Annotated in this window: 13 protein-coding genes and 1 riboswitch; all 13 genes read left to right on the top strand. The window is 36.9% G+C overall.

Going from position 1 to position 16,033, the window contains the following annotated elements:
- Window positions 1–210: 210 nt before the first annotated feature.
- Entirely contained in the window at window positions 211–1,281 is a 1,071-nt protein-coding gene (locus tag C7Y47_RS02340) for a D-alanyl-D-alanine carboxypeptidase family protein (RefSeq protein WP_142507310.1), read from the top strand.
- A gap of 752 nt (window positions 1,282–2,033) precedes the next feature.
- A complete protein-coding gene (locus tag C7Y47_RS02335) occupies window positions 2,034–2,765 on the top strand; it encodes a pseudouridine synthase (protein WP_132363137.1) in 732 nt (243 codons plus the stop codon).
- Window positions 2,766–3,092: 327 nt separating this feature from the next.
- On the top strand, window positions 3,093–3,626 hold the full coding sequence (gene resA, locus C7Y47_RS02330) for a thiol-disulfide oxidoreductase ResA (RefSeq protein WP_142507309.1): 534 nt from the start codon (window positions 3,093–3,095) through the stop codon (window positions 3,624–3,626).
- A 13-nt stretch (window positions 3,627–3,639) separates the two neighbouring features.
- Window positions 3,640–5,304: a cytochrome c biogenesis protein ResB gene (gene resB / locus C7Y47_RS02325; protein WP_142507308.1), complete on the top strand. Its 1,665-nt coding sequence runs from the start codon at window positions 3,640–3,642 to the stop codon at window positions 5,302–5,304.
- The gene (gene ccsB / locus C7Y47_RS02320) at window positions 5,301–6,488 is read left to right on the top strand and encodes a c-type cytochrome biogenesis protein CcsB (protein WP_142507307.1); all 1,188 of its coding nucleotides are present in this window, start codon (window positions 5,301–5,303) and stop codon (window positions 6,486–6,488) included. The genes resB and ccsB overlap by 4 nt, the downstream gene beginning before the upstream one ends.
- Window positions 6,489–6,652: 164 nt before the next feature.
- Window positions 6,653–7,369 carry a response regulator transcription factor gene (locus tag C7Y47_RS02315; protein ID WP_049668637.1) on the top strand — a complete coding sequence of 239 codons (717 nt, stop codon included), beginning with the start codon at window positions 6,653–6,655 and terminating at the stop codon, window positions 7,367–7,369.
- The gene (locus C7Y47_RS02310; protein ID WP_142507306.1) at window positions 7,362–9,143 is read left to right on the top strand and encodes an ATP-binding protein; all 1,782 of its coding nucleotides are present in this window, start codon (window positions 7,362–7,364) and stop codon (window positions 9,141–9,143) included. Before C7Y47_RS02315 ends, C7Y47_RS02310 begins: the two co-directional genes overlap by 8 nt.
- Window positions 9,144–9,220: 77 nt before the next feature.
- Entirely contained in the window at window positions 9,221–9,754 is a 534-nt protein-coding gene (gene sigX / locus C7Y47_RS02305) for an RNA polymerase sigma factor SigX (RefSeq protein WP_142507305.1), read from the top strand.
- Window positions 9,751–11,055, top strand: coding sequence for an RNA polymerase subunit sigma (locus C7Y47_RS02300; protein ID WP_142507304.1), 1,305 nt, complete (start codon window positions 9,751–9,753; stop codon window positions 11,053–11,055). The genes sigX and C7Y47_RS02300 overlap by 4 nt, the downstream gene beginning before the upstream one ends.
- A 275-nt stretch (window positions 11,056–11,330) precedes the next feature.
- Window positions 11,331–11,526, top strand: a riboswitch (FMN riboswitch).
- A gap of 222 nt (window positions 11,527–11,748) precedes the next feature.
- On the top strand, window positions 11,749–12,333 hold the full coding sequence (locus C7Y47_RS02295) for an ECF transporter S component (protein ID WP_142507303.1): 585 nt from the start codon (window positions 11,749–11,751) through the stop codon (window positions 12,331–12,333).
- A gap of 999 nt (window positions 12,334–13,332) precedes the next feature.
- Window positions 13,333–14,850: an SH3 domain-containing protein gene (locus C7Y47_RS02290; protein WP_142507302.1), complete on the top strand. Its 1,518-nt coding sequence runs from the start codon at window positions 13,333–13,335 to the stop codon at window positions 14,848–14,850.
- Window positions 14,851–15,238: 388 nt separating this feature from the next.
- Window positions 15,239–15,643, top strand: a complete 405-nt coding sequence (locus C7Y47_RS02285) for a hypothetical protein (protein WP_142507301.1) — start codon at window positions 15,239–15,241, stop codon at window positions 15,641–15,643.
- Window positions 15,644–15,805: 162 nt separating this feature from the next.
- A partial coding sequence (locus C7Y47_RS25210; RefSeq protein WP_221887662.1) for a hypothetical protein occupies window positions 15,806–16,033 on the top strand: 228 nt, incomplete at its 3' end.

The raw sequence follows: 16,033 nt of genomic DNA, 5'->3' as shown, positions 1-16,033 counted from the left end.
GACTGAGTGACCAACTTCGTGCTGTTGCGGCTGCCGCTTCGCTTTCGCGCAAAAAACATTTGCAGGCCTTAGCACAAAGCCGATTCCGGACGCATTGTTTATCTGCGCGACAGTGGCAATTATGTCGGGCATAATTGTTTGGTATAATACTTATCTTGAAACATAAATATAATCTATATTTTCCTATTACTTTTAATAAGGAGTGGCTCGTTGCTTCGGTTAGTACGTTTAATATTGTTCATGATAGTCGTGGTAATGTTAATGCTTCCAGAAACCAGTTTGGCACGAGGGGGTAGCGGATATGCTGTTTTAGATGGTGATACGGGCCGTGTTTTATTTGAATCAAATAGTGATGCACGGTTACCAATCGCTAGCTTAACAAAAATTTGGACAGCACTTGTTGCTATTGAAAATAGCAATCTTCAAGATGAAGTAGTTATTTCACCGAGGGCTGCAACGGCTGAGGGCTCGTCCATTTACTTGCAAGCAGGTGAAAAGGTTACGGTAGAAACACTGTTATATGGTTTGATGCTTCGCTCAGGAAATGACTCAGCAACAGCTTTAGCAGAGCATGCCGGCGGATCGGTAGAAGGGTTTGTAAAGTTAATGAATGAGCGGGCTGTTGTTGCTGGTCTCACAAATACAGTATTTATGAACCCGTCCGGTTTGCACCATGATGAGCACTTATCGTCAGCGAGAGATACTGCTGAAATGTTGAGGATTGCTCTCCAAAATAAAACTTTCAAAAAGATTGCCTCCACAGTTCTATATCGTGCCAATACTGAAAATGGTATGTTATGGGAAAATAAGCACCGTTTATTACGAGAAGGGTCAGGAGTTGCCGTCGAAATAGGCGATGAGACACAACAACCTGTTAATGCATTAAAATCAGCTAAAGGTTCAGCATTTGCCGGAAAAACAGGCTTTACAAAGGTAGCTGGTCGAACCCTTGCAACTGCCTTCCAAAAGGACGGGCAAACATGTATTGTCGTCACTTTGAATGAATCCGATGACTGGAATGTACATCGGGGTTTAGCCAACAAGGTTTGGCAAGATTACAGCCTTGAAACAGTGGTGAAAAAAGGTAAATATAAAGTCAATAAAAACCTCTCCATTCGTTTAGAGGAACCAATTCTTTTACAGCTAAATAAAGATGAAAAAGATAGTGTAAGGCAAGTTTTGCATGTTTCTAGAAAACGTAAGGAAGGTGTACTGTCCATCTTTCTAGGTGAAGAGCGTATCTATGCAGTGCCAGTAAAAGTTGAATCAGTGGATCGTTAAAAGCGATTCGCTGTTTTTTTGTTTATGATATTGTGAAGGTTGAACAGACTATTGTGGAAAAAAACGGTGTCAGTTTACCAGAAAAATTGATTTTCACATACAGGATGGTTCAATAATTGAACCATCTTTAACCGAAAAGTTATCAAGCGCGAAGCAATTTATTAATAAAGAATTAAGTAACTATGGACTTAAAATCGAAAACAAATATAGTGGCAATGAATAGTTTTGAAATGCTGCCTATAATGGGGCTTTTTTGTTTTTCCTTTCAGCAAGTGTTTTGGAAGCGAAAGCAAAGCGTCAACTACAGAAGTCTCTCCCATCTCTTTAGGTGGTGAGATGAATGCTGTTTTAACATCCTTTTTAGCGGGTGTTCAAACATCGGCTGAAATAGAGGAGCTCAGTCTAAGAACGCCACGTCCTGTGGCAATTTTTCTGTGACGAAAGCAAAAAACATCTGCTGGCTCAAGCGGCTCATCGTACGCCCCCCAGAAAAGCGCCAAACCGAAACGGAAAACAACCCACGCTATGGTGAAAATCCTAAATATTTTAAGTACAAATTATCCAGAAACTAGTTGATAAAAACTATTTCAAATCATTTAATTATTTATCCATAATTAGTTTTTCTTTAATAATGTATAAAAGTATGACATAATTTTCACAGATTAGCGGGAAAAATAACCTTATTCATAATGTGCGAATGAGGTTTAATGCTTGGTGTCAAACCAAGGTGAAAGAAAATTAGAGGTGAAAGAATGGAAAGATTACAAAAGGTCATTGCGTATGCTGGTGTGGCGTCTAGACGTAAGGCAGAACAATTGATTGTAGAAGGTAAAGTTAAGGTGAACGGAGTCGTAGTGCGTGAGTTAGGTACAAAGGTATCCAACTCAGATACGATAGAAGTAGAAGGCGTGAAGCTTGAGAAAGAGGATAAGGTTTATTATTTACTATATAAACCACGTGGAACGATTTCAGCTGTAACAGACGACAAAGGACGCAAAACTGTCACAGATTTGTTTAAGCATATCCCACAACGAATTTTCCCAGTTGGCCGTCTCGACTATGATACATCTGGCTTATTGTTATTGACAAATGATGGTGAATTTTCTTATATGCTGACGCATCCGAAATTTAAAATCGACAAAACATATATTGCTCGTGTTAAAGGTGTTCCAACGATTGAAGGTTTAAAAAAGCTTCAACGAGGAATTAAGTTAGAAGATGGCAAAACAGCTCCTGCAATGGTTAGTATGACTTCATTTGATGAAAAAGCAGGTAAGGCAATCTGTGAAATTACGATCCACGAAGGGCGAAATCGTCAAGTGCGTCGCATGTTCGAGGCGATCGGTACTCCAGTAGTAAAATTAAAACGTGAACGCTTTGCCTTTTTAGATTTATTCGGGCTAGCTCCGGGGGAATATCGTGAATTAACAAAGCATGAAGTGAAGCAATTGCGCGTGTTAGCGGAGACAGGAAAAATCGGATAAATCCGCATTTTCTATGAGAAAGTGATACTTCTATGTGTAATAGCAATGTATTCACTTTCTTATTAGTGAAATCGTTCATAAATCATTCATAATTATTAGCTAAGCGTTTCTGTTTCATTTTGCTATAATAGGTGAGAATAGCTAACCTAGATTAGTTGCATCCTGATGAAATCGTTTCCACTTTTTGTGAGGTGGTGTTTGACGCACGAGTGAACATGTAAATGCTGAAAATTAGACGGTAAAATCTATACATATGGATGTTTGTATGAAAAGCTTAGCGTTAGTTGTAGTTACTCTAAGCCGTAAATTGATAGGGGGTTTATTAACTTGGAGAAAAAGAAAAAACGTCTCGTCATTCGTACCATTATTTTGGCAATCTTAGTCTTAGCAATTGGTTACACGGTATACGGAACAGCAACAAAGGATAAAGTAGAGTTAATAGCAGTGGGCTCTAAAGCACCAGACTTCACGTTAGTAGATTTAAACGGTGAAAAACATAAGCTGTCTGATTTTAAAGGGCAGGGAGTATTTTTGAACTTCTGGGCAACTTTTTGTGGGCCTTGTGAGAGGGAAATGCCTGCAATAAACCGTCAGTATCAAGCCTTTAAAGATCAGGGTGTACAAACATTGTCGGTCAATATTGCGCAAACAGATTTTGAAGTACAAAATTTTGTCGATAGACATAAATTAACGTTCCCAGTAGTTATTGACAAAACGAAAAGCGTTAGTACTACCTACAATGTAGGTAATTTACCTGCAACTCTTGTTATTGATCCAGATGGTAAAGTAGTCAAAATTATTACTGGTGAAATAGAGGAAGGAAAAATTGCTTCGTACATGGAATTAGTGAAGCCGAAATAAGGAGTAAATGACTATGGAAAACATTATTTGTGCTTGTGGTCATAGTAACCCGTATGGCACGAAGCTTTGTGAGAAATGTGGTCGTCCTTTAACTGAGGAAAGTAAACAAACAAAAGTTGTTGATATGCGCTACGACGGAATGGCGATTCGCTCAAAAACGTATAACACAACAATTGTCGATAAAATTTGGAATTTCTTCTCGAATGTAAAAGTCGGGATTGCCCTTATTATTATAACGTTAGTCGCAGCGTCAATTGGAACAATACTACCGCAAGCGATGTATGTTAATGCCCCTGAACCTAGTAAAGCGGAGTATTATGAGAAAGTGTATGGTTTGTTGGGCAAACTCTATAATAATTTAGGACTTTCTAATTTGTATAGCACTTGGTGGTTCCAAATTTTAGTGGGTATGCTTGCGATTTCCATTATTGTTGCGAGTTTAGACCGTGGTTTACCATTACACAAGTCTCTAAAAAATCAACGCGTTAAACGTCATGAAAGTTTCATGAAGCGTCAACGTATCGTTGCGGAAGGACAAGTGCCAAACCCTGAAGAAACGCTAGATAAAGTTGAGCAAAAAATGACTGACTTAAAATATCGCGTTCGTCGTGATGGAAGTGCATTGCTAGCAGAGCGCGGCCGTTTTGCTCGATATGGCCCATACATAAATCATGTCGGTCTCATTATCTTTTTAGCAGGTGTTATGCTGCGCTTAGTACCTGGTTTTTATGTGGATGAGACGATTTGGATCCGTGAAGGTGAGACACGAGCTATACCAGGGATGGACGGCTATTTTATTAAAAATAATAAATTTATTTTGGAAACCCATGACAATAAGCCGCAGGACGAGCAAGCAAACCAAGGTGTCAATGCTATGGCGAAAAACTATCAAACAGACATCACATTATACAAACAACCCGACGGAGCTCTTCCTGGAGATACAGACAATCTTAAAAAATTGAGAGATTACTCTATTCGTGTCAATCATCCGTTAAAAGAAAACAGTTTTGCACTGTATCAAATGAATTATCGCCTCAATGAGTTGAGACAGATGAATTTTAATTTAGTGAATAAAGCAAATGAAGAAGATTCACTAGGACAAATTGAAATTGATTTAACGAATCCTAAAAAAGAATATGATTTAGGAAATGGTTCTTCAGTACAGATTCTTGTGTATACACCAGATTTTTCTGGTTTTAAAGATGGTGAACCACAAACACAAACATCAATACCAAATAATCCAGCATTTATATTTAAAATGACAACACCAGAAACGCCAAAAGGTGAAGTAAGCTTTGTAGAAATTAGGAAGCCGCCTTTTGAACCACTTGGTGAAAACAAATATAGAATGAAATTCACAGGAGTAGAGACGCGTAATTCATCAAACTTTACAATTCGTAAGGATAGTACGATACCAATTTTATTTGTCGGCGGTATTATTTTCATGATTGGTGTAGTAATTGGCTCGTATTGGAACCACCGACGTTTATGGTTGCAGGTGGAGCCTGATGGCCGAGTGTTGATGGCTGCCCATGTGAATAAAAATATGTTCAGTATGAAAAAGGATTTAGATACAGTCACTACATTTGCTGGTCTACCACCATATGAAGATCAGTTAGATGCGTCAGAAGATGTCAAGAAATCCACAAAGGAAAAGGAAGGTGACAACACCTTATGAGTTTGATTGACATAAGTAGAAACCTATTATTTGTAGCATTCATAGCCTACCTAGTTGCGACTTTTTTATTTGGTGGTTCGATAAAGCAATCGAATGCAACAGGCAAAAATACCGAAAAATGGGGTAAGGTTGCAATTGTTGTCACGATTATAGGTCTACTTTCGCAGCTTGGTTATTTTATCACTCGTTGGATTTATGCAGGGCATGCACCTGTTAGTAATATGTTTGAATTTACGACTGCGTTTGGAATGTTCATTGTTGGGGCATTCGTTTTGATTTATTTTATTTATCGCGTGACGGCTCTGGGCTTAGTAGCATTACCTGTGGCGTTATTAATAATTGCCTATGCGGCGATGTTCCCGAAAGAAGTAACTCCTTTAATGCCATCTTTACAAAGTTACTGGTTAACAATACATGTTATTACAGCTGCTTTAGGGCAATCACTTTTAGCAATTAGTGCGGTAGCAGGACTAATTTATTTATTAAAAGTAGTTGATTTAAAGAAACCTTCTAAACAACGTTTCTGGTTAGAATCGGTAATGTTCTTCCTTGTTGTAGTCCTTGGTTTCGTAATTGCTACATCTGTTTTTAGTTTGATGGGTTACGATTCAACATATACTTATGTTGATAAAGAGGGTAATGGACGTCAAATTGAATACAAAATGCCGCCACTATTTGGTATGAATGAATATAAGGCGGTTGAAGAACATGGCATGTCTCCGTTAGTAGAAATGCCTCCGCTCATTAATGCGAAGAAATTAACATCGGTTGTGTGGTCATTATTAGTAGGGTCTGTTTTATATTTATTGATTCGATTAATTGCACGACGTCGAATTAGTGCGATTTTCCAACCTTTTGTCAAACGAGTAAATTTACAATTAGTTGATGAAATTGGTTATCGTTCAGTATTAATTGGCTTCCCAGTATTTACGTTAGGTGCTTTAATCTTTGCAATGATTTGGGCACAACTTTCGTGGAGTCGTTTCTGGGGATGGGATCCGAAGGAAGTATGGGCACTTATTACATGGTTATTCTATGCAGCATTCCTACACTTACGTTTATCGAAAGGCTGGGAAGGTGAAAAATCTGCATGGTTAGCATTAATTGGTTTTGGAATTATCTTATTCAACTTAATTGCTGTTAACTTGATTCTTGCAGGTTTACACTCATACGCATCAGCATAGACTAAGTTGATTTTGAGCACATATGAAATTTTTTACGTCGCTAGTATTGGAAAGAAGAGGCCTTCTTGCTGTGGCAAGAAGGCTTTCTTTTCTTTTCTTTTCAATATGTGCTGTACCATGTACAATAGAAGGTAGAGAAAGATTAGAAGAGAGGGATCGTGAAAGTGTCAGAAAATATTTCAGTATTAGTAGTAGATGACGAGGATCGTATTCGACGCTTATTAAAAATGTATTTAGAGCGAGAAGGGTACCTTGTTGACGAGGCAGAAAATGGTGAACAAGCGATCGAAAAATCTTTGGAAAAAGAGTATCACTGTATTTTATTAGATATTATGATGCCTGAAAAAGACGGACTTGAAGTTTGTGCGGAAATCCGTGAACGAGCAGCAACACCAATTATTTTATTAACTGCAAAAGGCGAGGAAGCGAATCGTGTACAAGGCTTTGAGCTTGGAGCAGATGATTATATTGTAAAACCATTTAGTCCTCGTGAGGTTGTGTTACGTGTGAAGGCTATATTACGTCGTTCACAAGCATTCTCACCTTCGACAAATGCTTCTTCTTCAAAAGATTTAGTTGTCTTCCAACATTTAATGATCGATCATGATGCTCACCGTGTAACAGCAGAGGGTATTGAAGTAAATTTAACGCCTAAAGAGTATGAATTGCTTTATTTCCTAGCTAAATCACCAGACAAAGTATTTGACCGTGAACAATTACTAAAAGAAGTTTGGCATTATGATTTCTTTGGCGACTTACGTACAGTTGACACACATGTAAAACGTTTACGCGAAAAGCTCAACCGTGTATCTGAAAACGCTGCAAAAATGATTGTTACTGTATGGGGCGTTGGCTACAAATTTGAGGTTGTCAATGAATAGAATATGGAATAGTGTTGTCGGGAAGCTATGGGTAACCATATTGCTTCTCGTTTCATTTGTATTGTTTGTTTTCACGGTTTTAATGCTTGAGTTTCTTCAAAATTACCATATGCAACAAGCAGAAAGCTCCTTGCGTCAAACTGCAGCAACAGTTGCAAGTATAATAGATGATAATGAAACAGCAGAGTCGACTTCGGAATTATTAAAAGATATTTTACCTGAAAGTACAAATGCACTTATTGCTATTAACCATGATAGAGTTTCTTTCGCTATGCAGGAAGGTGTCAATAAAAAAGAAATACAGGATATGATTTTAGCCAATAAATCGTTCCAAGAAGTTTTTCAATCAGATAAACCGATTATTAAGGAAATGATGATGCCCTCTTCCACGGACGAAGAGAAATTGGAATCGTATGTTGTGCTTGGTTTCCCGCTAAATGTGGAAAATGCTGTGCACGGAGCTGTCTTTATTTATCAAAGTCCAGATGCGCTGCATAAAACATCGAAAGAGACGACGAAAATTGTCTTTCTATCAGCTTTCATAGCCTTTGTATTGACGACATTTTTTGCGTTTTTCCTTTCATCTCGTATTACGTCACCATTACGTAAAATGCGTGAGCTGGCGTTTGAAATTTCTAAAGGGAATTTTGAAGCGAAGATGCCGACTACACAAAATGATGAAATTGGCCAGCTTGCAGTTGCCTTTAATCAAATGGGGCGTCAATTGAAACACAATCTAGAAGTGATCAATCAAGAAAATGAACAGCTTTCCAATATATTAACATCGATGACAGACGCAGTTATTACATTTAATCGTGACCGTACAATATTATTAAGTAATCCACCAGCGGACCGTTTAATGCAAAAATGGTTTGTTACTAAGGGGTCACAAAGTGCGAAACCAATTCCGCCAGAGCTTTATCATATGCTCGATCATGTACTGATGTTTGAGGATAAGCTTGAAGAAGAAATTGAGATGGATGGAAGTTACTATACGTTTACGATTAGCCCTCTTTATAGTGAGGAATCGATACGTGGAGCGGTTGCGGTTATTCGTGATATGACGGAACAGCATCGTTTAGAAAAACTGCGTTCAGACTTTATTGCCAATGTGTCTCATGAGCTACGGACGCCAATTTCGATGCTCCAAGGTTATTCAGAGGCTCTAATGGATGATGATTTTATACAGGATCAAGAAGAACGTAATGAGATTACAAAAATTATTTATGATGAATCGAAACGTATGGGCCGTCTCGTAACAGATTTATTAGACCTTGCGCGTATGGAATCGGGGCATATGACGCTTTACAAGGATGAGCTCCCAATTAATTCAACATTTGAACGTATTACTCAAAAATTTGCACAGGTTGCAAAAGAGAAACATGTTTGTCTAATATTTGACAGTGAATTTAATGACGAAGCTTCGATTAGTATAGATGAGGATCGAATTGAACAAGTATTAACGAATTTAGTTGATAATGCTCTCCGTCATACTGATGAAGGGTCAGTAACAGTGAAGGTTGAGCAGGAGCCAACCTTTGCCAAAATATCTGTCCAGGATACAGGGCATGGTATTCCTCAAGAGGACTTACCATATGTCTTTGAACGTTTCTATAAAGCAGACAAGGCGCGTACACGTTCTAAAGGCGGAACTGGCCTAGGTTTAGCTATTGCTAGAAATATTGTCAAGGCACATTCAGGCAATATTATGGTAGATAGTGTGCTGAAAGAGGGGACTACCTTCACCTTTTATTTACCTTTTGATTCATACTAATAAAGAGTGGTATTAATTGGATGTAACTTCTGTGGACATTTAGACGACAAATATAAAGAGAACGGGGGTGGAGTGCTTTGAATGACTCCGTGTTCCATCGATTATACGATGCATATCATCAAGATGTGTTCCAGTTTCTTATTTATTTAGTAAAAAACCGTACACTTGCTGAGGATTTAGCGCATGAGGTTTATGTTCGTGTATTGCGTTCATATGATCAATTCGCAGGAAATAGTAGCGAAAAGACTTGGCTTTTTGCTATTGCTAAAAATGTCGCTATTGATCATTTTAGAAAGCAGGCTGTACGCCAAAAACATTCACTTGATTTTTTTGATTGGGAAACGGAACAGCTGCATTCAACCACACCATCACCGGAAGACGTGCTGCAGGCCAGTGATGAATTTATACAGGTACAATCAGCGCTTGAACACTGTACTGGTGATCAAAAAATGGTCATTATTATGCGCTACTTTCAAGATTTATCGATTGCAGAAACTGCACAAATACTAGATTGGACAGAAGCGAAGGTAAAAACTACTCAGCACCGTGCTATTAAATTTTTAAGGCAACAGCTACAACAGGTTAGAGAACAGGAGGCGAAATGGCAATGACACATAACCAATTTGATGATGACCAACTTGAGCATCTATTAAATAATGCCCCTAAGCTTTCTGACCGCCGTTCGAAAGAAGAAATATTAAATCGATTACTGACAGATGCTCGCTTGCAGGATAATACCCATCTTCAAGGAGCTATACAACAACCAATAGATGATGAAATAATATCACAAGAGCAACAACACGGTAATCCTACACAACAAGAAAGTACAGAGACAGCAACAAAGAAGAAAGTTCATAAATGGCCGATCTTTATGAGTGTTGCAGCAGTTTTCGCTTTAACAGTATTTACAAGCTCGACGTTGCTAAATCATAATGATGCAAAAATAGACCAGGCTAATGCGCCTGAAACCTCTCAATATTCAACATCGCCAGACAGTCATGTAGCGAAAAGCTCTGTCAACCACGATAAGATGATGGAATCCAACAACATCGTAGCAGAACATTCAAGGATCATGTCTCTACGATCATCTGTTTATGAGGAAGATTTAACAGATGCAGTAGTGTTTCATATTGGTTTGGCAAATCGTGATAAGAATAGCGTACCGATGACGTATATCATTCCAAATGAACGAGTTGCTACTGATTTTCCGAAGAAAAAGCCTACAACATTACAAATGTATGAAAAGTATGCGCCGCAAATTGATGAGAAAGCAAATGGTTTTACTAACTATCATCCATATAAAGGAGAATTGAAGGAGAAGGGCGATAAACTAGTTCATGTATTGCCGAAGAAAAATGATTATGATGTTGCTTCAGCAGATACGAATGAATATTTAGACACTTTACAGGATACATTCTCAGATTCAGAGTATAAAGATGTTGAGTTTGAAAATTCTGATGGTACAGCCTACAAATTTTCTAAGGATGAAGAGTCAAGTAAGCCTATGGTCTTAACAAGCTCAAATCATTTTAATTATTATTTATATAAAGATGAAAATGGAGCTGAATATTTATCACCCGATACTCGTAAAACTTTTTCCACTGTAACAGAAGCGCTTACCGTTATGCGAAATAAAAATGATGATGTATACGTTCCAGTTGTGCCGGAAAATTTAACATACACTGTGAAAGAAGTAGCAGAAGGTGTTATTGTTACATTTGATGAGCCGCTTGATTTAACGACCATGGATACTGTTCGTGCAACTCAAATGATAGAAGCTATGATGCTTACTGCCGCAAGTTTTGAACAACAAATACGTCTAGACAATGTTGTACAGGAAAGCTGGGAAGGATTTGATTTAAAAAAATTCTTGCCAAAGCCTGTAGGAGCCAATAAACGTTATATGCCATAAACAGCCTAACAACAAAAATAGAATAAAGAAATTTTTGGAGCATTCTCGCCGCAATATGTGCGTGAATGCTCTTGTTATTGCCATTTTTTTGTAGTGAAAGCAAAGCATCCTGTATAGAAGTGTCTCTCACCTCAATAGGTGGTGAGATGGATATGGACTTAAGCTACTTTTCACGCGCTTAAAGCATACAAGTTTAATCGGAATTTTTTTAAGCAAAGCTATTTACTTTTCTCTAATAATTCATTATAGTAAGGCTATGAAACAAAAAAATAATGATTCATCTTCGGGGCAGGGTGAAAATCCCGACCGGCGGTAATAGAGTTGTAAATCGCTAATGTTTCCTTTAGGACATATTAGCTCGCATATTTACGAAAGGCTCTTCAGCCCGCGACCTGTGTAAAAATTTTTTGCATGGCTGACTTGGTGCGATTCCAAGGCCGACAGTTAAAGTCTGGATGGGAGAAGATGGAGGTACGATCGTCATTCATTGTTATGAATTTAACTATGTACGAGCGTTTTTTCGATGTGATTTCACACAGCGTATGCTCAGAAAATAGTTAGTTAATGGCGTTTTTTAATCTTGCCTATTCTCCCTTATGCTCTTTTGCATAAGGGTTTTTTCATGATGATGATCGATTAGGTCGTAACCTTTCTTCTTGCGAGATTGAATCAGCAAAGAGGAGAGAGTTTTCAATGAAGAAAAATGTTAAACTTCAATCGTATATTACGATTGGCATGCTGAGTAGTATTTCGTTTTTATTAATGCTTTTTAATTTCCCGATTCCGCCGTTTCCAGCGTTTTTGGAAGTGGACTTCAGTGATATGCCAGCATTACTAGCGGCGATTACTATGGGACCTGTAGCCGGTATTTTAGTAGAATTATTTAAAAATGTGTTGGACTGGGTTTTCTCAGGCACGCCAACGGGAGTACCGGTAGGACATATCGCGAACTTTGCAACAGGTATTTTATTTATTCTACCAGTGAGCTTTGTATTTAATCGCTCCAAAACAGTTAAAGGCCTTGTCGGAGGTTTAGCTGCTGGAACAATTGTAATGGCAGTAGGAATGAGCATTCTTAACTATGTTGTATTTTTACCTATGTACACTTACTTTTTAGGTATGGAGCCTGTTGTAGGTGATTCACTATATAAAATGATCGTAGCTGGTATTTTGCCATTTAACATTGTGAAAGGTATTTTAATTACTATCATCATGGCATTACTATTCACAACAATGCGTAAATGGATTCATCATCAGCGTTCCATGTATATGAGTTAATTTCGAGAATAAAGTTTGATTTAGGATAGTGTTCAAGTAATGACACCTCATTGGACTGTTAAAGTCTAGGAGGTGTTTTTTGTTGCTTAAATTTGCAATTGCAGATTTTTTAGATATGAAAGAGTTACAGAATTTAAGCAATATACACTGACCAAACAGGGAAAGATGGTATTAAGGTAACACAATTATCAGATATTGACGAATCTCAATCGAAGGAATTTCTTAAAAGATATAGTGGGCGATATACATGTAAGAAACCACTTCTACAATACAATCGAGAGGGAGAAGAAGGTCTAATTTTTCTCAAGGGATGATACATTACCTATAAGGTATTTGAATTTGCTCGTTGTGTATTGTGTGATGAAATCGAGGTTGATGGGTTTATGATTTACTGTTATCTGAAATATCGTAGCAAGATGTTTGGTTATGCTCCTGCAACTGTATTCAACAATGAGATTATTGACGTTGTTTGTGAAATGAGAGAAGAATTCGTGCATTGATTCAGAATTTAGAATTAGCAGGTTTGATTGAGGTTGATAGAAAGGTTTCGAAGAAAGATGGTTCTTTTGCTAAGAGCAATACCTATAAAATCATACATAAGGGGAGGCAATTCCTCCCTCTTTTTATATACCACTAAAGTACGAAGGTGACATTTTGGTATGTTGCTTTTAGATTCCAAAAGTAACTCAATTGTTTCAACTTTGAGTCAGCTTACAACAACAATCGTAGAAAGCTTACAGAGCGTGATAGATTTTGCTTGGGCTTGTTTCAATGGACTTTAGGAAGCTTACCTATTTCACAAAAAAGTAAAAATCCAACAATCGCTATTTACACCGAATTAAAATTAAACAATATATGTTTGAGCTATCATTTATTGCTCAAAAATGTTAAATGAAGGAAATGTTGACTATTACCCCTATCTCAAATATTGGGTTTATGATAATATATATCTGAATCTTTTATCTTTAAAAAATATGAAAGGAAGTGTAATAATCACATATGAAAAAGATATTGAAACCATTGATTAGTGTGATTGCCATTGGTACCCTCTCTCTATCTATAAACATAGATAAAAATGTATTAGCTAATAATATTGCAAATACATGTGAGTATGATTCGGCATCGAATGTAAACCCTGATTATTCCACAATGAACTGTTTGTTAACCGAAACAGCACTGAGTTATAATGTTCCACCTGAAATTGTGAAGGCAATAGCGGAAGGTGAAAGTGGAAATTGGCGTCATTTCGATAGTAAAGGTGAAGCGATTGTGACAGCAGATAATGGAATTGGCATTATGCAAATTACAAATCAAGCTGGCTACGATCAAGATAAACTAAAAAGCGATATTGTCTATAATATTCAAGCTGGTGTAAAGACTCTAGATAATATGTTTAAGCGGAAGGATTTGCCTAGCATCAACGGTGGGGAAAGAGATGTATTGGAACATTGGTACTTCGCTATCATGGCTTATAACGGTACTAAACCAGTAAATAGTCCAATTGTCCAAGCAACTGATGAAAGAAATGCAAATGCCTATCAAGAAAGAATTCTTCGAATTATTGAGAAATTGGAATTAATAGACTTAACAGTGCTGCCTTTTAAACGCGAACATTTTCAATATGATTCTAACAGCAAGGAAAATATTAAATTTTCAGCGATGAACTATAAATTTGATGTACCATTAACAAAATCAAAGTATTTTTTTAAAACAAATCAGAAAGTTAGTGCAACAACAACTAACGTAAAATTTAGGACAAGACCTTCTATTGATAGTCCTTCTATGGGTACTTTACGTGAAGGCGAAATTGTTACCATTACGGGTCCTTTTGAATATGAAGAAGTATCAACGAAGAAAAACCATTTTGTTTGGTATCCTGTGAAAAGAAATGACGGGACAAAGGGGTATGTAGCATCAAGTTATTTAAACTACTCAGCTTCAACACCAACGCCAACACCTCCAGTAACACCGCCAACAACGGGAAACGTTGATGTATCAAAGTTTGCTGATTACAATGCAAACCAATACTGGGCTGAGGATTTTAAGTGGGCAGTCAACATCGGTATCATTAGTGGTTACCTAAACGTGAAAAACCCATCAACAGGCAAGTACGAAAACTTACTTAAACCGTACACTAACTTAACGGAAAACCAAATGTTAACTATCCTATTCCGTTACTTCAAACCATCAGAACTAGCTTCAACGAATGCTAATACTACATGGTATGGTGACGTAAACTACCGACTGGCTACGAAATACTCTCTACCAGTTCTAGGTGCAAACACAGCATCCAAACAAGCCATTGCAGGTAAGGATATCACACGGGGTAACTTCGCTCGTATCTTAGTTTCAATGCATTATGGTAAGACTGTATCTCAGTCAGAAGCTATTAAATTCCTTCGTGATAATGGTTTAACAACTACTAAAACAAATGAAGAGTTTAAACCAAATGATTCTCTAACAAGAGCGCACACAGTGGCATTCTTCCACCGTTACGAGCAAATATTCAATAACTAAATTGCTACTTACAAGTGAAAAGGTGACTATAAAATTTTATTAAAAGTCAAGAGTTAAAGTAATTTGCTTGTAACATCAGTATTCTTTATGAAATGTGCAACATTATAACGAGTTATTTTTAAGCTGAACTAATTTCTGCATTAGTTCAGCTTTTATTTGTGATTAAAATCGTATTTAGGAATATTTTTTAAAATTTATTATAGTATTATTGGGTGTAAAATAGTACCTTATTCAACTCCCATGAAAGAACGTAATAATCTTTCATTTTCTGTGGTGTAGTGTTGATTGTACGCGACATGGATGGCTAACGGGGCAGAATAGTTGAATAAGAAGATGTAATTTTGATTGATTACCAGCAGTAAAATAAATTGAAAGGGGACGTTTTAGTTTGATTGATTATTTTGAACGTAAAATTAGATTAAGGGACTTTGAAGTGTGGGATGTTCGAATTGGCGACCAACATTATGCTTTAGCCATTTTAGATGAATTTCGACCTGCCACATTTGATGATTTTGATATTCCAGATTTAATTTATGAAGAAGATGACCAACGTGCAAACTATGTCTCTGCTACATATTTCTCCGATGAAGCTGTTAAAGATGAACATAAAGAAATACTGCGTGAATTTGCACAAATGCTTACAGAACACTTAGCTTTGGCACTTTGTGAAGTAATTATAAAGATTTATCAAGAGAACCCTGAAAAAGCTATAGAGCAAATGATGTTAACGAAATATGGTTTTAAAGAATCAGATATGCCATTATATAAATTATTGCATTTTAATCAAGAGTAGAGGCCTTTAGTTCTTATTCAACTAACGAGGCAGTTTAGTTGAATGAGGAAAAAATTACATATATGAATTAAGGCAATATATTGTTAAGATTTGATAGGTTAAATATTCAATGGGAAATTTTCCGAACGAAGGGATAAATATTTATTTTTAGGAAGGATAAAAATGAAGAGATATATTAAAAAATATACACAAGGTTTTTTATTTGCGATATTGTTTCCGATTTTGAATGGAATAATGGATGGAATTAGAAATACTGGGGAATTGAAATATTGGATAGTACTAGCATTTACATTTCCAGTATATTCATACCTTCTTTTGGATAATAGTAAGGAATTTGATGAAAATAAAATGTTTTCAAGAGTGAATTTTATTAAGTGCTTTTTTGTACTT

This window comes from Lysinibacillus sphaericus (genome assembly GCF_006864135.1).
Lineage (GTDB): Bacteria > Bacillota > Bacilli > Bacillales_A > Planococcaceae > Lysinibacillus.
This window is presented reverse-complemented; position numbering and strand designations above follow the sequence as displayed.

Bases quoted from the DNA above. Each gene is read 5' to 3' on its own strand.
- ccsB (WP_142507307.1), top strand. From the start codon at position 5,301: ATGAGTTTGATTGACATAAGTAGAAACCTATTATTTGTAGCATTCATA.
- resB (WP_142507308.1), top strand. From the start codon at position 3,640: ATGGAAAACATTATTTGTGCTTGTGGTCATAGTAACCCGTATGGCACG.
- C7Y47_RS02310 (WP_142507306.1), top strand. From the start codon at position 7,362: ATGAATAGAATATGGAATAGTGTTGTCGGGAAGCTATGGGTAACCATA.
- C7Y47_RS02290 (WP_142507302.1), top strand. From the start codon at position 13,333: ATGAAAAAGATATTGAAACCATTGATTAGTGTGATTGCCATTGGTACC.
- C7Y47_RS02335 (WP_132363137.1), top strand. From the start codon at position 2,034: ATGGAAAGATTACAAAAGGTCATTGCGTATGCTGGTGTGGCGTCTAGA.
- C7Y47_RS02300 (WP_142507304.1), top strand. From the start codon at position 9,751: ATGACACATAACCAATTTGATGATGACCAACTTGAGCATCTATTAAAT.
- C7Y47_RS02295 (WP_142507303.1), top strand. From the start codon at position 11,749: ATGAAGAAAAATGTTAAACTTCAATCGTATATTACGATTGGCATGCTG.